Source organism: Roseateles sp. PN1 (assembly GCF_038419725.1).
GTDB lineage: Bacteria > Pseudomonadota > Gammaproteobacteria > Burkholderiales > Burkholderiaceae_C > Paucibacter_A.
The window spans coordinates 309825-328841 of the sequence record NZ_JBCARA010000004.1 but is presented as its reverse complement, the minus strand read 5'-3'; the positions used below and the strand labels follow the sequence as shown (position 1 = coordinate 328841).

The 19017-nt window shown below is 63.2% G+C and carries 18 protein-coding genes and 1 tRNA gene; 8 read left to right on the top strand and 11 right to left on the bottom strand.

Annotated elements, in window-relative coordinates:
• Positions 1-57 precede the first annotated feature (57 nt).
• Complete coding sequence (locus AABB87_RS08645; protein ID WP_058719408.1) at positions 58-531, top strand: Lrp/AsnC family transcriptional regulator; 474 nt, start codon at positions 58-60, stop codon at positions 529-531.
• Between the two features lie 2 nt (positions 532-533).
• On the opposite strand, the gene AABB87_RS08640 is transcribed toward AABB87_RS08645, so the two are convergent.
• The 9 genes from AABB87_RS08640 to AABB87_RS08600 all read right to left on the bottom strand — a co-directional run bounded on the left by AABB87_RS08640 (position 534) and on the right by AABB87_RS08600 (position 10305).
• Complete coding sequence (locus AABB87_RS08640; protein ID WP_341970855.1) at positions 534-941, bottom strand: hypothetical protein; 408 nt, start codon at positions 939-941, stop codon at positions 534-536.
• 84 nt (positions 942-1025) lie between these two features.
• Positions 1026-1895 (bottom strand): 2OG-Fe(II) oxygenase, encoded by an 870-nt coding sequence (locus tag AABB87_RS08635; RefSeq protein ID WP_341970854.1) that lies wholly within the window; start codon positions 1893-1895, stop codon positions 1026-1028.
• An 11-nt stretch (positions 1896-1906) separates the two neighbouring features.
• Positions 1907-2689 carry a peroxide stress protein YaaA gene (yaaA, locus tag AABB87_RS08630; RefSeq protein WP_341970853.1) on the bottom strand — a complete coding sequence of 261 codons (783 nt, stop codon included), beginning with the start codon at positions 2687-2689 and terminating at the stop codon, positions 1907-1909.
• A gap of 72 nt (positions 2690-2761) precedes the next feature.
• Positions 2762-4126, bottom strand: coding sequence for a TolC family outer membrane protein (locus AABB87_RS08625; RefSeq protein WP_341970852.1), 1365 nt, complete (start codon positions 4124-4126; stop codon positions 2762-2764).
• Positions 4127-4164: 38 nt separating this feature from the next.
• The gene (locus AABB87_RS08620; protein WP_341970851.1) at positions 4165-4500 is read right to left on the bottom strand and encodes a rhodanese-like domain-containing protein; all 336 of its coding nucleotides are present in this window, start codon (positions 4498-4500) and stop codon (positions 4165-4167) included.
• Between the two features lie 5 nt (positions 4501-4505).
• Entirely contained in the window at positions 4506-5159 is a 654-nt protein-coding gene (locus AABB87_RS08615) for a protein-L-isoaspartate O-methyltransferase family protein (RefSeq protein WP_341970850.1), read from the bottom strand.
• Positions 5160-5208: 49 nt separating this feature from the next.
• The gene (locus tag AABB87_RS08610) at positions 5209-8352 is read right to left on the bottom strand and encodes an efflux RND transporter permease subunit (protein ID WP_341970849.1); all 3144 of its coding nucleotides are present in this window, start codon (positions 8350-8352) and stop codon (positions 5209-5211) included.
• A gap of 16 nt (positions 8353-8368) precedes the next feature.
• Positions 8369-9553 carry an efflux RND transporter periplasmic adaptor subunit gene (locus AABB87_RS08605; RefSeq protein WP_341970848.1) on the bottom strand — a complete coding sequence of 395 codons (1185 nt, stop codon included), beginning with the start codon at positions 9551-9553 and terminating at the stop codon, positions 8369-8371.
• Complete coding sequence (locus AABB87_RS08600) at positions 9550-10305, bottom strand: TetR/AcrR family transcriptional regulator (protein WP_341970847.1); 756 nt, start codon at positions 10303-10305, stop codon at positions 9550-9552. Before AABB87_RS08600 ends, AABB87_RS08605 begins: the two co-directional genes overlap by 4 nt.
• Before the next feature lie 242 nt (positions 10306-10547).
• On the opposite strand from AABB87_RS08600, the gene AABB87_RS08595 reads away from it, so the two are divergent.
• From AABB87_RS08595 to AABB87_RS08565, 7 genes are all read left to right on the top strand, one after another.
• On the top strand, positions 10548-11372 hold the full coding sequence (locus tag AABB87_RS08595) for an undecaprenyl-diphosphate phosphatase (protein ID WP_341970846.1): 825 nt from the start codon (positions 10548-10550) through the stop codon (positions 11370-11372).
• 144 nt (positions 11373-11516) lie between these two features.
• Positions 11517-12332, top strand: coding sequence for a type I methionyl aminopeptidase (gene map, locus AABB87_RS08590; RefSeq protein WP_341970845.1), 816 nt, complete (start codon positions 11517-11519; stop codon positions 12330-12332).
• 4 nt (positions 12333-12336) lie between these two features.
• A complete protein-coding gene (locus AABB87_RS08585; RefSeq protein WP_341970844.1) occupies positions 12337-14961 on the top strand; it encodes a [protein-PII] uridylyltransferase in 2625 nt (874 codons plus the stop codon).
• A gap of 21 nt (positions 14962-14982) precedes the next feature.
• On the top strand, positions 14983-16044 hold the full coding sequence (gene mnmH / locus AABB87_RS08580; RefSeq protein WP_341970843.1) for a tRNA 2-selenouridine(34) synthase MnmH: 1062 nt from the start codon (positions 14983-14985) through the stop codon (positions 16042-16044).
• Between the two features lie 146 nt (positions 16045-16190).
• Positions 16191-16982, top strand: a complete 792-nt coding sequence (locus AABB87_RS08575) for a DUF2189 domain-containing protein (protein WP_341970842.1) — start codon at positions 16191-16193, stop codon at positions 16980-16982.
• A gap of 5 nt (positions 16983-16987) precedes the next feature.
• Positions 16988-17197, top strand: coding sequence for a DUF2788 domain-containing protein (locus tag AABB87_RS08570; protein ID WP_341970841.1), 210 nt, complete (start codon positions 16988-16990; stop codon positions 17195-17197).
• A gap of 7 nt (positions 17198-17204) precedes the next feature.
• Positions 17205-17834, top strand: coding sequence for a YitT family protein (locus tag AABB87_RS08565; RefSeq protein ID WP_341970840.1), 630 nt, complete (start codon positions 17205-17207; stop codon positions 17832-17834).
• 22 nt (positions 17835-17856) lie between these two features.
• On the opposite strand, the gene AABB87_RS08560 is transcribed toward AABB87_RS08565, so the two are convergent.
• On the bottom strand, positions 17857-18726 hold the full coding sequence (locus tag AABB87_RS08560) for an alpha/beta hydrolase (RefSeq protein ID WP_341970839.1): 870 nt from the start codon (positions 18724-18726) through the stop codon (positions 17857-17859).
• 181 nt (positions 18727-18907) lie between these two features.
• A tRNA-Val gene (locus tag AABB87_RS08555) sits at positions 18908-18982 on the bottom strand.
• Positions 18983-19017: the final 35 nt, after the last annotated feature.

The window sequence follows — 19017 nt, the reverse complement described above, 5'->3', positions numbered from 1 at the left end:
TTCTTGTGATAAAAACGAATTTCAGCAAATCCTCCTGCCAATTCGATAATTCACAGAATGAAACTGGATAAATTCGACTTTGCCATTCTGCGCGCGCTGCAGCAGGATGCCCGCATCAGCCTGCAGGAACTCAGCGCCCAGGTCGGCCTGACCAGCTCGCCCTGCTGGAGCCGCATCAAGCGCATGGAAGAAGACGGGGTGATTGAGGGCTATGCCGTGCGCGTGAACGCGGCCAAGGTTGGCCTGGCGGACACGGTGATCGTGCAGGTCACGCTGGACAATCATTCGGACCAGGCTTTGGCCGACTTTGGTCGCGCGCTGGAGCAAATTCCAGAAGTGCTGGAAGCCTTTTTGGTCTCGGGCGACTACGACTACTACGTGCGCATCGCCGTGGCGGACACGCGCGACTACGAACGCTTGCTGCGCGAGCGGCTCTACCAAATCCCCGGCATACGCCACAGCAAATCGAGCTTTGTGCTGCGCCAGCTCAAGCAGAGCCAGCTGCCGCTGCGCGCCGGGGGTGGTGGCTGAACTCAGTGTGTCCGCTTGGTCTTGGCTGCGGCCTTGACGCCGGACTTAGCACCTGCCTTGGCGCTGGACTTGGTCCCCGCCTTGGCCTGGCTCTTGTTGCTCGCTTTTTTGGCGGTCTTGTTGCCAGACTTGGCCTTGGCCGCACTCTTGCCGCTGGCGGCCTTGCTCTTGGCCGCCTTCTGGCCAGACTTGGCGCTCTTGTTGGCGGGGGCCTTCTTGCTGCTTGCTTTGGCCTTGGCTTTAGGTGCCGATGCCGGTACCTGCGCGGCAGGCTCAGGGCTGACACGGCCGGCCACCGCGGGCGGCATCGGCTGGTCCACGGCAATGGCTTGAGATTGCTGCGGAATTTGCTGCGCCAGGGCCACGCTGCTCACCAAGCTGGCCAGGGCCAAGAGCATCATTTTTTTCATCCAGGGACTCCAATAGGTTCAGATGCCAAATCGAGGGGGGCGGCATCACTGCGCGCGATTTTAGTGGCGGGCCGACATGGCCCCTCAGATGAACTCGCCTTCACGCATCCACTTGGTTGCCACCCACTTCTCACCTTCTAGCACCGGCGCGCCGCCGTGCAGGGTTTGGGTGCTGGCATCAGGCCTGTCATAGCTGAAGAACACCGCATTGCCCTTGACGGGCGAGACGGCCAGTTGGATGTCCGGAAACACCGTGGCGCCCCCCGCCAACGGCGTGTTGAGGTAGATCACCAGGGTGCCAACCCGCTGCCCGCCGCGGGCCAGAATCGCCGGCGTGGCGGGATGTTCGGGGTCGAAGTAGTCGTAGTGCGGCTGGTACTCGGCGCCGGGCCGGTAATGCAGCACTTGCAGGCCCTCACCGTTTTCCACCGGCCAGTTCAGCAAGGCGGCGATGCGAGCTTCGATGCGCGCAATTAAGCCGTCCTCGCCGCGCCGGAAGAACATGCCGTCGCTGGTGCGGGCGCTATTGACCTCGCTGCCACTGGCGGCGTCGGCCACAGTCTCTGAGCGCGTCAGGCGCGGCTCGGCCTGGGCGATCAGGGCATCGCATTCGTCATCGGACAAGATGCCGCCAAACACCACCACCCGCGGCTGCGCCAGGGTCAACAAGACCTTGACCTCATGCCCGTCCACCCACAAGCTGTTGGAGCCTTTGTTCAGCTCGGGCTCGGGCAGGCGGCCCGAGGGTGGCAGGCTGCGCTGGGTCGCGGTGAACGCCTTCAGGGCGGGTAGTTGCTGCTGCGCCTCCAGCACCTCGCGCAGGGCTTGATCGGCCACCGCTGCATCCCAACCGCTGGCGCGCATCGCCGCCAGCACTTTGTCCTGGCCATGGCCTTCTTTGAGTTGCACCGCGATCCAGCGGCGCACTTCCACAGTCACCAATTGCTGCGACATCCCCTGTCCTTTCAATCCACGCGGCGACGGAATAGCAAACGCTCGGGCGTCGACAACTCGGGCTCAAAGGCATAGCCCTCGGCATCAAAGCCCTGCAAGCCGGCCGGCGTATCAATCCGCTGAGTAATGGCGTAACGCGCCATCAGGCCACGGGCCCGTTTGGCGAAAAAGCTGATGATCTTGTACTGGCCGTTCTTCCAGTCTTCGAACTGACATTCAATCACGCGCGGGCGCAGGCTGCGGCGGTCAGCAGCCTTGAAATATTCCTGCGAGGCCAGGTTCACGATGACAGGCGACACATCGGCCGCCGCCCGGGCATTCAAATGTTCGGCCAGGCTATCACCCCAGAAGCTGTACAGGCTAGCACCGGCCGGATTGGCCAGACGCGTACCCATTTCCAGACGATAGGGCTGCACCAGATCAAGCGGGCGCAAGACCCCATAAAGCCCCGAGAGAATGGCCAGGTGCTGCTGCGCCCAAGCCAGATCATCCAAGCTCATGGTTTTGGCCGAGAGGCCGCCGTACACATCGCCATCAAAGGCAAAGGCGGCCGGCTTGCTATTGCCATGATCAAAGTGCGGCACCCAGCTCTGATAACGGTCCACATTGAGCGTGGCCAGATCGTCGGACAAATGCATCAAGGCCGCCACCTCGCCGGTCGATTTGGCTTTGAGGATCTGAATCAAGGCCTCGGACTGCGGCACAAACTGCGGCTGGGTACTGAGGGCCTGAACCGGCGCGGGAGTGGGTGTCTCGTAATCGAGCGCCTTGGCGGGAGAGATCAAATAAAGCATGCAGACATTTTCGCAGGTGGCAAAAACAAGCAAACCCGCCGCAGCGGGTTTGGGACACCGAAAAAGACGTGCTTACTTGGCCAGCAGCTGGTTCACCGAGCTGATATCGGCAGCGCTCAGCTGACCCGAGGCTTGGCGCAGCTTGAGGCCGTTGACGATGACGTCGTAACGCGCCTTGGCCAGATCACGCTGGGTGGTGAAGAGCTGGAACTGCGCATTCAACACATCCAGATTGACACGCACGCCCACCTTGTAGCCCAACTGCGTGGCTTCCAGGGCCAGCTTGGAAGACGACTCGGCCGCCTCATACGCCTTGACCTGGGCGCTCAGGGACTGCACACCGAAGAAGGCGCGCTTGGTGCCTTCGGACACGCTGCGGCGGGCGAAATCGAGGTCATTGCGTGACTTCTCTTCCAGCGCCAGCGTTTCCTTGATGCGGTTCTGATTGGCGCCACCCGAATAGAGCGGGTAGTTGATCGACAAGCCCACATTGGCCGAACGCGTTGTGCCTTCGCCAAAGGCGCGTGCAGCGGTGGCGTCCTTCAGGCTGTTATTGCTGTTTTGCACATTGATGGCACCGCTCATGTCCACCGTCACGCCATCTACAGCGCGCGCCTTGGCGGTTTCCAGCGTCGCCACTTCCAGGCCCAGCTTGGCCTTGCGAATGGCGGGGTGCAACTCATCGGCCTGGCTCACCCAGGGTTCCACATTCACCGGCATCACGGCCGGCAGGGCCACTGGCACAGCCAAGGGCTTGGGCACCACGCCCACACGGCCCACCAGCTGGTCCAGAGTCACACCCTTGACGCGCAGATCGTTGTCCGCGGCCAGCTCGGTGGCCGTGGCCAAGTCGTAGCGAGCCTGGGTTTCACGGGTGTCGGTGATGGTGGCGGTGCCGACTTCGAAATTGCGCTTGGCCGAGGCCAGCTGTTCGGCAATCGCTGCCTTAGAGGCCTTGGCAGTGCCCAGCGCATCCTTGGCGGCCAGCACATCGAAATAAGCCTGCGCCATGCGCACGATCAAATCCTGCTCGGCACTTTCCAGCTCGGCCGCAGCCACGCTGAGACCGCGCTTGGCTTGCTCGATGGTGCGAGCATTGGCGGGGTTGTACAGCGCATATTTGCCTTGCAAGCTGCCTTGCACAACCAGCGAGTTGTAGTTGACGCCGTTGATTGGCTCGGTGCGCTGCGCAGATGGGCCGACGCCAACGCCCAAGGTGGGCCGAGCCAGGGCCTCGGCCTGAGCCGCCTTGTACTGGGCCGAATCGGCCTGAGCGCGCGCCGACAGATAGCTGGCATCAAAGCCGCGCGCCGCGTCGTACAACTCCTGCAGGCTTTGCGCTTGAGCGCCAGCGGCCGAGCCAAAGGCCAGCAGCAGCGCCAGGCCCAGGCGGTTCAAGGGGGTGAAACGCGATTGGATTGCACGACGGTCAGACATGGGCGTCCTTATGAACTTGGAGTTTGAACTTGAAGTAATCAATATCTTGGCACAGCCGGGTCCACGTCCTGGGACCACGCATCGATGCCGCCGGCGAGGTTATAGACTGAATCAAAGCCCTGGCGCTGCAAAAATGCGACGACTTGCAGACTTCGCATCCCGTGATGGCAATAACAGACGATGGGCTGCGCCGGATCCAGCTCGCCAAACCGCGTCGTCACCTGCCCCATGGGCATCAAGCTGGAGCTGATGCCATCGAGGCGGATGCTGGCCAGCGCGGCCTCCCAGGGCTCGCGCACGTCCAGCAGCAGCGGTTTGAGCTCGGGGCCGGCTTGGCACATTGCCAACACCTCGCGCGGGCCGATTTGTTGCATCGCGGTCAGAAGCTGAAAGTGCTGTGCTCGGCAAAACCGTGCAGGCGCGGCGCGGCGGTATCAAACAAGACCACGCTATTGAACTGCTTGTCGGCCTGGCGGGTTACCAGGGTGGCGCGCATCACCGGCGCGTCGCCCACGATGGCCAGCAGGCGGCCGCCGACCTTGAGCTGATTCAACAATTGGGCCGGCACCTCAGCCACCGAGCCCGACAGCAAAATCGCGTCGAACGGTGCTTCGCCGGGCAAGCCAGCTAGGCCGTCTTGCTCTTGCACCACCACATTGCGCACACCGGAGCGGCGCAGGTTTTCTTTGGCCAGCGCCACCAACTCAGGATTGCTTTCCAGGCTGAAGACACGCTGGGCGCGGTGGCCCAGCAAGGCGGCCATGAAGCCGCTGCCGGTGCCGATTTCCAGCACCTTCTCATGGCGCGCCACATTCAGGGCCTGCAGCAGGCGGGCTTCAACCCGCGGGGGCAGCATTTGCTGACCGCCAGGCAGGGGGATTTCCGTATCCATGAAGGCCATCGTCTTGTAGGCCGCAGGCACGAAATCTTCGCGCTTAACCACGGCCAGAAGCGCCAGCACGCCCGCGTCCAGCACATCCCAGGGGCGGATCTGCTGTTCGATCATATTGAAGCGGGCTTGTTCGATATTCATCTTATTTCCTCGTCAAAGGACATCATCGTCCGGTCGGTCTGCGGCAATTTTAGTGGCCCGCAAACTTAGCCTTGAACCAATTCGCCAAATCATCCAGATAGCAATAGATCACCGGCACCACCACCAGGGTCAGCAAGGACGAGGTGATCACCCCGCCGATCACGGCCTGCCCCATCGGCGCGCGCTGCTCCGAGCCCTCGCTCAGCGCGAATGCCAGCGGCACCATGCCGAACACCATGGCCAGCGTGGTCATCAAAATCGGCCGCAGCCGCACCTTGGCGGCGTGCAGCAAAGCCTCCTCGCGGCCCATGGGCTCGGCGTCCACCCCGTAAGCATGCTCACCCTGGCGCGAGCGGATAGCAAAGTCGATCAGCAAAATCGCGTTCTTGGTCACCAAGCCCATCAACATGACGATGCCGATGATGCTGAACATATTCAGCGTCGAGCGGAAAGCCAGCAGCGCCAGCACCACGCCGATCAAGGTCAGCGGCAGCGAACTCATCAAGGCCAGCGGCTGCAAAAAGCTCTTGAACTGGCTGGCCAGAATCATGTAGATGAAGATGATGGCCAGGCCCAGCGCGCCCACGGCGTAGGCGAAGGACTCGTTCATATTCTTGGTCGAGCCGCCAAAGCTGTAGCGGTAGCCAGGCGGGAAGGCGGTGTCGTCGAGCACACGCTTGATCTCGGCCGAAATCTCACCGGAGCTGCGGCCCAGGGCGTTGGCGTCGATGGTGATCTCGCGGTTCATATCGCGCCGATTGATCTGGTTCGGACCCGTGGAGGGGCGCACATCGGCCACCTGGCTCAGGCGCACCACGCGCGGCGTACCGTCGGAGGCGGCCGCCACATTGATGGGCATGCGCTGCAGATCGGCAATGGCGTCGCGACTGTCGGGGCCGAGCCGCACGATCACGTCGTAGTTCTCGCCATCGGGCGCCCGCCAATTGCCCACCGTGGTGCCGGCCACCATGGTGCGCAAGCTATTCGCCAGGCTGTTGACATTGAGCCCCACATCGGCCGCCGCGTCGCGCTTGACCTCCACCGACACGGTGGGCTTGTTCGGTTTGAGCGTGGTGTCCAGATCCACCAGGCCGGGAATCTTGAGCAAGCGGGCTTGCACCTGCTTGGAGATGCGCTCCAACTCCCCCAGGTCCGGCCCTTGGATGGAGAACTGCAAGCTCTTACCGCCACCCAAATCGGTCTGCCCGATGTTGGTCACCGTGATGCCGGGAATGCGCGCCAGCTTCTCGCGCATGGGCGTGACCAGCTCATTGACGCTGAGCTTGCGATCCTTGCGATCCTGCAGGCGCACATAGGTGGCGCCGTAGATCTTGCCGGCGGCAAAGCCGCTATTGATGGTGGTGACGGTGTAGAGCACCTCAGGCATCTGGCGCAGGGCCTGGTCGATCTGCTTGGCGCGGGCCTCGGTCACTTCCAGGGCGGAGCCGACCGGGGTGTAGAAGTTGATCTGCGTCTCGGACATATCCGCCTTGGGCACGAACTCCTTACCCACGGCGGACAACAAGGCACAACTGCTCAGCAAGGTGGCCAAGGCAATGGACAGTGTCTTGCCCTTGTGGCGCAGGGACCAAGCCAAGACCGTTTGGTAAACCGCCGACAGCCATTCGGTGAAGCGATCAAAGGCGCCAGTGATGCGACCCAGGGTCTTGTCATACAAGGTCACCGGCGGGCCTTTGTGCACGCCATGCGCTTGCGGGTCGTGCCAGACGCTGGAGAGCATCGGGTCCAGGGTAAAGCTGACGAACATCGAGATCAGCACCGCCGCCACGATGGTGATACCGAACTCATGAAAGAACTTGCCGACGATACCGCCCATGAAACCGATGGGCAAGAACACCGCCACGATGGACAAGGTGGTGGCCAGCACCGCCAGGCCAATCTCTTGCGTGCCGTCCAGCGCGGCCTGCTTGGGTGAGGCGCCCATTTGCACATGGCGCACGATGTTCTCGCGCACCACGATGGCATCGTCAATCAACAAGCCCACGCACAGGCTCAAGGCCATCATGGTGATGTTGTTGATGGTGAAGCCGAAGATGTACATGAACAAGAAGGTGCCGATCAGCGCAATCGGCAAGGTCAGGCCCGTGATGATGGTGGAGCGCCAGGAGTTGAGGAACAAGAAGACGATCAAGACCGTCAGCGCCGCGCCCTCGAACAAGGTGCGCTGCACATTGGCCACCGAAACACGAATGGCACGCGAGTTGTCGCGATTGACCTCCGTGCGAATGCCTGGGGGCATGCTGCTCTGCGCGTTCTTCAGGGCGGCGTACAAGCCGTCCACCACCTCGATGGTGTTCTCACCCTGGCTTTTTTGCACGCTCAGCAAGACGGTGCGCTGGCCGTTGTAAAGCGCCAGGCTTTCCACTTCCTGCGGGCCGTCCACCACATCGGCCACTTGCCAGAGCTTGACCGAGGCCCCGCTCTTGCGCGCCACCACGATGTCTTTGAACTCCTCGGGCCGCTTCAGGCGGGCATTGATCTGCACCACCTGCTCTTTTTCGAGCGAACGCAGATTGCCCATGGGCAGTTCCTGGTTCTCGCTCTTCACCGCCGCCAGCACTTGGTCCACGGTGATGCCCATGGCCTCCATGGCCTGCGGCCGCAAACGCACCTGGATCTGGCGCTGCAAGCCGCCGACCAAGCTCACCGAACCCACGCCGCGCACATTCTCCAAGCGCTTGAGCAAGACCTGCTGCGCCCAGGTGCTGAGCTCTTGCGTGCTGTGCTGATCACCATCACTCAACACCGCCACATTGAAGATGGGCGTGCTTTGCGGGTCAAAGCGCGAGACGCGCGGCTCCTTGACCTCGTCACGCAGCAGGGGGCGGATCAGCGCCACCTTCTCGCGCACGTCTTCGGCGGCCTTGCGACCATCCACATCCAGATTGAACTCGATGATGACCACCGAGCTGCCTTCGTAGGAGCGCGATGTCAGGGCACTGATGCCCGCCACCGTGTTGACGGCCTCCTCCACCTTCTTGGTGACTTCGCTCTCCACAATCTCCGGCGAGGCGCCGGGGTACTCCATCTGCACCACCACGGTGGGGAAGTCGATATTGGGGAATTGGTCAACGGACAGGCGCTGATAGCTGAACAAGCCCAGCACCACAAAGGCCAGCATGACCATGACGGCCATGACGGGGTTTTGAATTGAAACGCGGGTGAACCACATGCTCGGTACCCCCGGCTCAGCGCTGTGCGCCGGAGGCCGGCTTGGCGGCTGAAGCGGCTGGCGCCGTCGCATTCACCGCCAAGGTCACCGGCGTGCCATCAGCCACCAGGCCCGCGGTGCCGGCCAGCACCTGGCTGCCTTCGACCAAGCCCAGGCCTGCGCTCTTACGCACTTCCACAGCGGCCTTGCCGCCGACCTCACCTGCCGGGCCCACGTCAACCGTCACCGCCTGGACCTTGCCGCCTTCAATCTTCAGCACATAAGGCCGCGCCTTTTCCAGACGCAAGGCCGACTGCGGCAGCACCAGCGCCTCACGCTCGTCCAACAGCAGCTTGCCGCGTGCGAACATGCCGTGGCGCAAGCCCGGCTGGCCGGGGATGCTCAGATAAACCAAAACCGCACGGGAACCGGCCTGCGCCATCGGACTAATGCGGCTCACCACCGCTTGCACATCTTGCGCCAGGCCTTCCACCTGCAGCCGCGCCTTGGCGCCCACCCGAACCGCAGCCGCGAACTCGGGCGCCAAGGTGGCTTCCATTTCGAGCTGGCTCAAATTGACGATTTCCAGCACCTTGGCGTCAATGGCCAGGCGCTCACCCGGTTGCGCAAAGCGCTGCGAGACTTGGCCGGAAATGGGGGCGATCAAACGGGCATCGGCCTGGGCTTTGCGCGCCAACTCCACCGCCGCCATGGCGGCCATCAAGTTCGCCTGGGCTCCCGCCTCACTGGCCACGGCTTGCTCCATGGCCGTGGGCGAGATAAAGCCTTGGGCCACCAGGGCCCGGTTGTTCTCCAGCGTGCGCTTGGCAATATCGAGCTGTGAGCGACTGGCGGCGGCCGTCTGCTCGGCCTGGCGCAGGCGCCAGTTCAGCTCGGTGGCCTCGATTTGCCCCAGGGACTGGCCGGCACGCACCGTGTCGCCCTCGCGCACGCTCAGCTGGGCCAGTTCGGCCGCGACCTTGGCCTTGATCACCGCGCTTTCCAGCGCGCGCACATTGCCCGAGATATCCAAGCTGCTTACGAAGCGCTGGCGCTTGAGCGTCAGCACATCGATGGCGGCCAACTCCAGCCCGAGGGCGGGCTTGGCTGCAGCCTGCGAGGCCGCCGCAGCGGCCTGCCGAGATTTCATGACATTGACACCCACCACACCCGCGCCCATCAGAACCGTCAAGGGCAAGGCAATCTTCAACCAAGTCTTCATCGAGAGCATTCTTTCGTGAGCGGAGGGATCGGTGGGGTCAGTGAACTTGAGGTCATCCCTTGCGGGTGGCACAGGCCGCGCAAGAGCAAATCCAGATGCACGGCCAACACGGCCGGCGGGTCAATGCTCGGGCCCTGCAACTGGTGCGGGCCAAAAGCCTGTTTGAACAAAATCATGTGCAGCATGGGGCCGATCAAGACATTGACGGTTTCATCCACCGGCACAGCGCGGAACTCACCTTGGTCAATGCCGCGCCGTAGCAAGGCGCCCAGCACCTGGTGGGTCGGCAAAATCACCTCGTCCATATAGAACTGCGCCAGTTCGGGGAAGTTGCCCGCCTCGGCCAACATGATTTTGCAGATACCGCCCAAAGCGCCCTGCCCGACCTGACAAAGCCAATCGCCCATCACCCGGCGCAGCAAATCAGCGCTGCTGCCGGTGTGCAGGGCCACTTGGCTGGCGCTGTCGGCAATATGAATCGCCAGGCTATTGCGCACCACCGCCTTGAACAGCTCTTCTTTGCTGGGGTAGTAGCGGTAGAGCGTGCCCTTGGAGACTCCGGCACGGGCCGCCACCTCCTCGCTGCGCGTGGCAGCAAAGCCGCGCTCGACGAACAAGGCCAGCGCCGCGTCCAGCAATTCCTGCGGACGCGCTTGTTTACGCCGCTGGCGTGGCGGCGTGGCTGTTGGCGATGCTGAAGACGAGGCGGCGTTCAAGAGCGGGTGTGCGGCGATGAATGTATCGGTCTGCAAGGCATGCAAGGGGGCCGATCGATTCGGCTGAGCGGCCGCCAAGAAATTATTGACTGGCCGGTCAGTAATGTATTCGGCCAGCCCGACCGGGGTCAATCCTTGCTAGCCCGCAAACCACAGTCACGCCTCAGGTGGCAAGACGCGCCCGGCACTCAAACGTGCGGTTCGAGCGGCGCCCACGCCGAGCAGTTCTGACACGGGTGCACGCTATCATCGCGCCCACCTCGAATCTGGAGTATGCGTTGGATACTGTGTTGTTGATCAAGGCCGCGATCATGGGGATCGTTGAAGGCCTGACCGAGTTCTTGCCGATTTCTTCCACCGGCCATTTGATTCTGACCGGCGCCCTACTGGGTTTTGACGACGCCAAGAGCAAGGTCTTCGACATCGCCATCCAAACCGGCGCCATCTTTGCCGTCATCCTGGTGTATTGGCAACGCCTGCGCGACACCGTGACGGGACTGGGCTCCGACGCACGCGCCCGCCGCTTCGTCACCAATGTGGGTATCGGCTTCTTCCCGGCGGTGGTGCTGGGCCTGCTCTTCGGCAAGGCCATCAAGGCGCATTTGTTCACCCCCACCGTGGTGGCCAGCACCTTCATCATCGGCGGCTTCATCATCTTGTGGGCCGAGCGCCGCCAAAGCGCGGTGGTGCGGATCGAAAACGTCGACGATATGAGCCCGCTGGACGCCTTGAAGGTGGGCATGCTGCAATGCTTGGCCATGGTGCCCGGCACCAGCCGCTCGGGCGCCACCATCATCGGCGGCATGCTGATCGGCCTCTCGCGCAAGGCGGCCACCGATTTCTCCTTCTTCCTGGCCATTCCGACCCTGATCGGCGCCGGTGCATACAGCCTGTACAAGGAACGTGCCCTGCTGAGCATGGCCGATCTGCCCATGTTCAGCGTCGGCCTGCTGTTCTCCTTCCTAAGCGCCTGGGTCTGCGTGCGCTGGTTGCTGCGCTATATCTCCAGCCACAGCTTTGTGCCCTTTGCCTATTACCGCATCATCTTCGGCGTGATCGTGCTGGCCACGGCCTGGAGCGGGCTGGTGGTTTGGGCGGATTGATTTCGCCCCAGGTCCTTGCAGCCTGAACCCTTCAGGCGGCGATGGCTGACCGCAACTGCCGGGCGTGGGCCTTTGACCGCGCCACGCGAGGGTGACTCAAGCCCGCCCCGGCATCAGCCTGACACCCAAGGCTAAAATCGCCGGATGACGATCACCCTCAAAACCGGCTCCGACATCACCGCCCTGCGCATCGCCGGGCGCCTGGCTTCCGAAGTGCTGGACATGCTGACACCGCATGTCCAACCCGGCATCACCACCGAGCAACTCGACAAGCTGGCGCATGACTACATCGTCAATGTGCAGCAAGCCATTCCTGCGCCGCTGAACTACACGCCCGCGGGCTACATCCCCTACCCCAAGTCCATCTGCACCTCGGTCAACGATGTGATCTGCCACGGCATCCCGAATGATCGGCCGCTGAAGAATGGCGACATCGTCAACATCGACGTCACCGTGATCAAGGACGGCTGGCACGGCGACACCAGCCGCATGTTTGTGGTGGGTGACAAGGGCTCCATCGCCGCCAAGCGCTTGTGCGCCTTCACGTATGAGGCCATGTGGAAGGGCATCGCCAAGGTCAAGCCGGGTGCATACTTGGGCGACATCGGCCACGCCATTCAAACCTTTGCTGAAAACGCCGGCTTCAGCGTGGTGCGCGAGTTCTGCGGCCACGGCATCGGCCAGGTCTTCCACGAAGAACCGCAAGTGCTGCACTACGGCCGCCCCGGCACCCTGGTGCAACTGGAGCCCGGCATGGTGTTCACCATCGAGCCCATGATCAATCTCGGCCGGCGCGAGATCAAAGAACACAACGATGGCTGGACCATCAAGACCAAGGATCGCTCCCTGTCGGCCCAGTGGGAGCACACGCTGATCGTGACCGAGACCGGCTACGAGGTGTTCACTCTGTCGGACGGTAGCCCGCCGCCGCCGGCCTTCATCACCGCCACCAGCACCTGAGGCCATGGGCAAGCTGCCCGCGCCTGCGCTCGCTGCGCCACTCAGCAGCGCCGATATGAGCGACCTGCGTCAACGTTTCAAGGCCGGCAAAAAGGCCTTGCTGGATGAGTTCGCCCAGGCTCGCCCCACGCTGACCGCATCGGCCACGCTGCTGCGCCGCCTGGCACGCCATGTGGATGCTCATCTGCAGCAACTCTGGGCCGCGGCGCAAATGCCTGCCGGCGCGGCGCTGGTGGCAGTGGGCGGCTACGGTCGCGATGAGCTCTTCCCCTATTCAGACGTGGATGTGCTGGTGCTACTGCCCGACGGGGTGGAAGCGCACACCAGCGGCGCCATCAAGTCAGGCATCGAGGCCTTCATCACCGCATGCTGGGACACCGGCCTGGAGATTGGCTCCTCGGTTCGCACCCTGGACGAATGCCTGATCGAAGCCGGCGCCGATGTGACGGTGCAGACCGCCTTGCTGGAGTCGCGCCTGCTGTGTGGCGCGCGCGCCCTGCACAAGCAGATGGAAGCGCAGCTGATGGCCAGCATGGACGCCAGCGCCTTTCTGCGCGCCAAGACGCTGGAAATGCGCCAGCGCCATACCAAGTACGAGGAAACGCCCTACTCGCTGGAGCCCAACTGCAAGGAAAGCCCCGGCGGCCTGCGCGACTTGCAAGTGTTGATCTGGATCGCCCGCGCCGCGGGCCTGGGGCAGACTTGGCGCGAGCTGGCGGCCAAAGGCCTGATCACCAAATTTGAAAGCCAACAGCTGCAGCGCAACGAAGGCCTGCTCAAGCTGATACGTGCCCGCCTGCACCTGATTGCTGGCCGCCGCGAAGACCGTTTGGTGTTCGATTTGCAGACCGCCGTGGCCGAGAGCTTTGGCTACACCGCCAGCAAGGCGCAGCGCGCCTCCGAGGTGTTGATGCGGCGCTACTACTGGGCCGCCAAGGCCGTCAGCCAACTCAACCAGATTCTTCTGCTGAATCTGGAAGAGCAGGTCAATGGCTCGCAGCAAGGCCTGATGCGCAATATCACGCCCGAATTCCTGGACCGCGCCGGCATGCTGGAAGTGGCCAGCGACGAGCTCTACCAGCAGCAGCCCCACGCCATTCTGCGCACCTTCTTGCTGTACCAGCAAACCCCCGGCATCAAGGGCTTGTCGGCACGCACCCTGCGCGCGCTCTACAACGCCCGCGAGCTGATGGATGCCAAGTTCCGCCGCGACCCGGTGAACCGCGCCACCTTCATGCAGATCCTGCGCCAGCCCGAGGGCCAAACGCATGCCTTCCGGCTGATGAACCAGACCTCGGTGCTGGGCCGCTACCTGTGGGTGTTCCGCCGCATCGTCGGCCAGATGCAGCATGACCTGTTCCACGTCTACACGGTGGATCAGCACATCTTGATGGTGCTGCGCAATGTGCGCCGCTTCTTCATCCCCGAGCATGCGCATGAGTACAGCTTTTGCTCGGCCCTGGCCGCGCAGTGGGACAAGCCGGAACTGCTCTACATCGCCGCCCTCTTCCACGACGTAGCCAAGGGCCGCGGCGGCGATCACTCGGACTTAGGCGCCGTCGAGGTCAAACGGTTCTGCCGCGAACACGGCCTGAACAAAGTCGACACGGCGCTGGTCTGCTTCATGGTGCAACACCACCTGACACTGTCCCGTGTGGCGCAAAAAGAAGACTTGTCCGACCCCGAGGTAATCGCTGCCTTCGCCGCCAAGATGCGGGATGAGCGCCACCTCACCGGCCTCTACTTGCTCACCGTGGCCGATATCCGCGGCACCAGCCCCAAAGTCTGGAATGCCTGGAAGGGCAAGCTGCTGGAAGACCTCTACCGGGTCACACTGCGCGCCCTGGGCGGCGCCAGGCCGAATGCCGATGCCGAAATCGAGGCCCGCAAGCATGAGGCCCGCAATGCCCTGGCCCTGCACAGCATGTTGCCCGGCACCGAAGCCCCGCTATGGGAGACGCTGGAGCTGAGCTACTTTGCCCGCCACGAGGCCAGCGAGCTGGCCTGGCATGCGCGCTCGCTCTGGCGCCATGTGGGCGCGGGCCAGGCCATCGTCAGCGCCCGCCCCTCACCGGTGGGAGAAGGCTTGCAGGTGTTGGTCTACTCGCCCGACCGGCCCGATCTATTCGCCCGGCTATGCGGTTACTTCGACGGCGCCGGCTTCAACATCCTCGACGCCAAGGTGCACACCACCCGCAATGGCTATGCGCTGGACACCTTCCAAGTCGCCAGCCCGGATCTGGACCTGCATCACCGCGATCTGGTCTCGCTGGTGGAAACCAAGCTGAGCCAGACCCTCAATGCGGCCGGACCTCTGCCGGAGCCGCGTCGCGGCCGCCTGTCGCGCCGGGTCAAGAGCTTCCCCTACACCCCACGCATTGCGCTGCGGCCGGATGAGCGTGGGCAGCGTTGGTTGCTGTCCATCAGCACCACCGACCGCGCCGGCTTGCTCTACGCCATTGCTCGTGTGCTGGCGCGTCACGGCATCAATTTGCAGCTGGCCAAGATTTCAACGCTGGGCGAGCGGGTCGAAGACACGTTTCTGGTCGACGGCCCCTCCCTGCAACTCAACCGCGCGCAGTTGCAGATCGAGAGCGAATTGCTCGACGCCATCGCCTTGCCCAAGTAAGCCAAAGACCAAATTGAAATCATGAGCCCACGCCCACAAGTCATCGACGCGGCGCAGGCCCTGGCCGCCCCACAGGCATTCGACGCCGTCATCGACGTGCGCAGCCCTTCCGAATTTGCCGAGGATCACTGGCCCGGCGCCCTCAACTGGCCGGTGCTGGGTGATGAGGAGCGCCGCATCGTCGGCACGCTCTACAAGGCCTCGCCCTTCGAGGCGCGCAAACTCGGCGCCGCCCTGGTGGCGCGCAATATCGCCAAGCATCTGGACACCCATGGCGCGGACTTGCAACGCAATTGGCGCCCGCTGGTCTACTGCTGGCGCGGCGGCCAGCGCTCCGGCGCCATGCATTGGTTCTTGGGGCAGATCGGCTTCAAGTCCCTGCAATTGGTGGGCGGCTACAAGGCCTACCGCGCGGAAGTGCGATCCGGCCTGGAGACCATGCCGCTGGGCCTGCAGCTGCGCGTTTTGTGCGGCCGCACCGGCACGGGCAAAACCCGTTTGCTGCACGCGCTGCAGGCCCAGGGTGGCCAGGTGCTGGATCTGGAAGGCCTGGCCATGCACCGTGGCTCGGTGCTGGGCGCACTGCCGGGCCAGCCCCAGCCCAGCCAGAAGCGCTTTGACTCCCTGCTGTGGCAAGCCCTCAAGTCCATGGACCTGAGCCGGCCCATCTTCGTGGAAAGCGAGAGCCGCAAGATCGGCCAGTTGCGCCTGCCCGAGCCGCTGCACGCCGCCATGCGCGCCAGCGCCACGATTTTCTGGGTCGAGATGCCTGACGAGGCCAGAGTGCAGCTGCTGCTGCAGGACTATGCCCATTTCATCCAGCAACCCGAGGCTTTCTGCGCGCTGATGGACTGCCTGGTGTCCCTGCGCGGCCGCCAAAAGGTGGAGCGCTGGCAAGCCCTGGCCCGCGAGGGCGACTTCGCCAGCGTCTTCGCCGAGCTGATGCGCGAGCATTACGACCCCGGCTACGAGCGTTCACTCAGCGGCCACTATCCCCAGTTGGCACAAGCCCAGCGCTTGCATCTGGCCGACGGCGAGAGCGCCAGCTTGAATGCAGCGGCGGCGCAATTGCTGCAGGGCTGAGGCGCGCAGCGTCCCGCCAAAACCCCAAGGGCGCCGAGGCAAGCGGCGGTCAATAATGCAGCGAAGAGTTTTTCCGATCCGGACCTGACTTGATGTTGCTCAAGCCGCTTTGGCGCGCTGCGCGGCATCATCCACGCTGACACATCATGCCCATGCTCGAAACCGAAAAAGCCCTGCAGCAATCACGCCAGTTTGGCGTCAAGCCCATTCCCCTATTGCGGCCGCTGGGCTGGCTGGCGCGGGGCTGGCAAGATCTGCTGCGCTGCCCGGGCGCTTCGCTCTTGCACGGCCTGGTGATGGCCCTGGTAGGTGGCCTGATCCTCTGGCTCGCCCGCGACCGCTTCTGGCTGCTGGCCGGCGCCTTCAGCGGCTTCTTGCTGGTGGCACCCATTCTGGCCACCGGCCTCTACGTGATCAGTCGTGATTTGGAAATGGGCCGCGAGCCCAGCCTAGCCCACGTCATCGAAGCCTGGCGCCCGCGCGATGGCCGCTTGGTCGTCTTCGGCGTGCTGCTGGCGTTTGCCGGCATTGGCTGGGTCACCACCTCCGCCGCCCTGATCACCGGTTTTGCCGAAGCCCCGATCAACACGCCAGATCAATTTTTGCGCCATGTGGTGCTGAATGAAGACTCCCATCTGTTCGAGGCCTGGCTGGGCCTGGGCGCCTTGCTGGCTGCGCCCATGTTTGCCTCCACCATGATTGCGGTGCCGCTGATGCTGGACAGCAAGGTCGGCGAAGTCAGCATCCTGGGCGCGGTATTCACCAGCTGGCGGGTGGTGATGGAATATCCGGCCCCCGTGGCCTTGTGGGCCGCCCTGATCATGCTGCTGACCCTGCTGGGCATGGCCTCGGCCATGTTGGGTTTGATCGTGGTCCTACCCTGGTTGGGCCATGCCAGCTGGCATGCCTACCGCGACCTGGTGAAGAAAGCGCAGTAGTTGCCATGTTTGGATACACCGAGCAACAAATCGCCCAGTTCGGGCTGACCTGGGGCGTCACCGCCTTCATGGTCTATATGATTTTCATCATCCTGCAGCTGGCTCGCGAGTCCAAGGCCGGGCGCTTCGGCACCTTTGTGCTCTTGCTGGCTCTGGGCTTTGGCATGGTCGGCTTCATTGCCAAAGGCATCGTCAAATGGTGGATGAACGGATGATCCAGGCATGAAGCCCATCGACAAACTGCGCGCGGCCAGCCGCAGTTTCAAGCACAGCAATTTCGAGGACGTGCAGGCCCTGATTACCGGCACCTTGTTCGTCGCCTTGGGCGTGGCCTTGTTCAAGCAAGTCGGCATGTTGACCGGCGGCACGGTGGGCATCGCCTTTCTGATCCACTATGCCTCGGGTCTGCCTTTTGGCGCCCTCTTCTTCACCATCAATCTGCCCTTCTACTGGCTGGCCTATCACCGCATGGGCCCGGCCTTCACCGTCAAAACGGTGCTGGCCGTGGGCCTGATGTCTGCGCTGAGTGAGGTCTTGCCGCTCTGGCTGCAGTTCAGCCTGCTCAATCCCATCTTCGCCGCCATCGCCGGCGGCCTGCTGATTGGCGCGGGCATGTTGATTCTGTTCCGCCACCGCGCCTCGCTGGGTGGCCTCAATGTGCTGGTGCTTTATCTGCAAGAGAAAAAGGGCTGGCCAGCCGGCTATGTGCAGGCCGCACTGGACGGGCTGATCTTGCTCAGCTCACTGGCCTTTGTGTCACCCAGCCGTGTGGCCCTGTCCTTGCTGGGCATGGCCGCCATCAACGCCGCCTTGGTGGTGAATCACAGGCCGGGCCGCTACACCGCCGTCTGAGCGGACAGCAAACGCCCGCCGCTTAAAGCAAGGGGCTGTACCAACGCAGATCCAACAGACGCCGGGCCAGCAAATGGCTTCGGCCGGCCGGGTCGGCCAGGTCGTGCAGGATGTCGAAGTGGTTGCAGCCCGCAATCTCCTCACACACCGGCACCGCGCGCGCCCCCCAGGCCTGGCGGATCAAGCGATTCTGGCGCTTGAATTCGGCACTTTCATCGGCACCCACCACGGCGCAGAACGGCGCCTCGGGCGCCGGGAAATGCACCGGACTCAAGCGCCGCACGGCCGCGGCGTCGAGGCGCAAATCGGCCTGCAGAAACGGCGTCTTGCGAATCGGCCCCAAATCATGCACGCCCGACACCGACATCGCTCCCTTGATCAAATGCCGCGGCAGATCACTGGCCACCGCCTTCCAGTCACAACAACTGAGCATGGCCGCCAAATGCCCACCGGCCGAATGGCCGAGCAACACGATGCGATTGGGGTCACCGCCAAAGTCCGCCGCATGGCGCCAGACCCAGGCCAGGGCCTGCGTCAGCTGCAAGGGGATGCGGTCCATGCTGACCTCAGGGCATAGCGCGTAGTTGGGGATGACCACCATCGCACCTTCCTCGGTGAAGGCGCTGGCCAGAAACGACATGTCCGACTTGTCCAAAGCGCGCCACCAGCCGCCATGCAAAACCACCAGCACCGGGGCTTGCGAAACATCGCTCGGAAACACATCCAAGCGCTCGCTGGGCGCAGCCCCGTAGGCCAGATCAAGGCTGCAAGCCATCTGCTCACGCACAAAACGCGAGGTACTGGCCCAACGTTCCAGCAGCACCGCGCTATCGCTCACGCGTGCCCGGTTGTTGTACTGGGCATCCAACCAGGCGGGCGAGCGGGACGACATGGGCAAAGGCCTTTCTTGCGCATCAGACGATATTGCTGCAGTGTCGCCAATCCAGAACCCGCAGGCCTCATCAAAAACCCCAAAGTTTTGCGCGGGCGAGACAAGCGAGCGTTAGCACCACACTGCCCGGTAGGCACAAAGAAAAAACCCCGCCAAGCCATACGACTTGACGGGGTGATTCTGGTGGGCGGTGCAGGGTTCGAACCTGCGACCCCTGCCGTGTGAAGGCAGTGCTCTACCGCTGAGCTAACCGCCCGGTATTTGGGCCTGCGACAAAAACTTTTAGAACAG

Excerpts from the sequence above, each read along its gene's own strand:
- AABB87_RS08625 (WP_341970852.1), bottom strand. The coding sequence starts at position 4,126 with ATGTCTGACCGTCGTGCAATCCAATCGCGTTTCACCCCCTTGAACCGC.
- AABB87_RS08585 (WP_341970844.1), top strand. The coding sequence starts at position 12,337 with ATGGGCAAGCTGCCCGCGCCTGCGCTCGCTGCGCCACTCAGCAGCGCC.
- AABB87_RS08620 (WP_341970851.1), bottom strand. The coding sequence starts at position 4,500 with ATGCAACAAATCGGCCCGCGCGAGGTGTTGGCAATGTGCCAAGCCGGC.
- AABB87_RS08640 (WP_341970855.1), bottom strand. The coding sequence starts at position 941 with ATGAAAAAAATGATGCTCTTGGCCCTGGCCAGCTTGGTGAGCAGCGTG.
- AABB87_RS08565 (WP_341970840.1), top strand. The coding sequence starts at position 17,205 with ATGAAGCCCATCGACAAACTGCGCGCGGCCAGCCGCAGTTTCAAGCAC.
- AABB87_RS08615 (WP_341970850.1), bottom strand. The coding sequence starts at position 5,159 with ATGAATATCGAACAAGCCCGCTTCAATATGATCGAACAGCAGATCCGC.
- AABB87_RS08645 (WP_058719408.1), top strand. The coding sequence starts at position 58 with ATGAAACTGGATAAATTCGACTTTGCCATTCTGCGCGCGCTGCAGCAG.
- AABB87_RS08560 (WP_341970839.1), bottom strand. The coding sequence starts at position 18,726 with ATGTCGTCCCGCTCGCCCGCCTGGTTGGATGCCCAGTACAACAACCGG.
- AABB87_RS08605 (WP_341970848.1), bottom strand. The coding sequence starts at position 9,553 with ATGAAGACTTGGTTGAAGATTGCCTTGCCCTTGACGGTTCTGATGGGC.
- AABB87_RS08575 (WP_341970842.1), top strand. The coding sequence starts at position 16,191 with ATGCCCATGCTCGAAACCGAAAAAGCCCTGCAGCAATCACGCCAGTTT.
- AABB87_RS08635 (WP_341970854.1), bottom strand. The coding sequence starts at position 1,895 with ATGTCGCAGCAATTGGTGACTGTGGAAGTGCGCCGCTGGATCGCGGTG.
- AABB87_RS08610 (WP_341970849.1), bottom strand. The coding sequence starts at position 8,352 with ATGTGGTTCACCCGCGTTTCAATTCAAAACCCCGTCATGGCCGTCATG.
- yaaA (WP_341970853.1), bottom strand. The coding sequence starts at position 2,689 with ATGCTTTATTTGATCTCTCCCGCCAAGGCGCTCGATTACGAGACACCC.
- AABB87_RS08570 (WP_341970841.1), top strand. The coding sequence starts at position 16,988 with ATGTTTGGATACACCGAGCAACAAATCGCCCAGTTCGGGCTGACCTGG.
- mnmH (WP_341970843.1), top strand. The coding sequence starts at position 14,983 with ATGAGCCCACGCCCACAAGTCATCGACGCGGCGCAGGCCCTGGCCGCC.
- map (WP_341970845.1), top strand. The coding sequence starts at position 11,517 with ATGACGATCACCCTCAAAACCGGCTCCGACATCACCGCCCTGCGCATC.